Origin of the sequence: Citrobacter sp. Ce119, from assembly GCF_030334525.1 — a bacterium.
Taxonomy (GTDB): Bacteria; Pseudomonadota; Gammaproteobacteria; order Enterobacterales; family Enterobacteriaceae; genus Citrobacter; species Citrobacter europaeus.
Window position 1 is genome coordinate 1 of sequence record NZ_JAOWDR010000004.1, and the last position, 268, is coordinate 268.

Here is a 268-nt window from a genome sequence, read left to right on the forward strand (position 1 = left end):
AGTAAAGGATGGTGGAGCTATGCGGGATCGAACCGCAGACCTCCTGCGTGCAAGGCAGGCGCTCTCCCAGCTGAGCTATAACCCCATCGTAAATACTTATCTCTGTACCCTAATTCGTTTCCGGGCAAGGCGCGGTGATGCGAAGCATACTGAAGTATGCGAGCATCGCCGTAACACAGCACGGAGGCGAATTTGGTAGGCCTGAGTGGACTTGAACCACCGACCTCACCCTTATCAGGGGTGCGCTCTAACCACCTGAGCTACAAGC

General features: G+C 55.2%; 1 tRNA gene. It reads right to left on the reverse strand.

The annotated features are described in order from the left end of the window. Positions 1–9: 9 nt before the first annotated feature. Positions 10–85 (reverse strand) — tRNA-Ala (locus OGV80_RS00020). Positions 86–268: the final 183 nt, after the last annotated feature.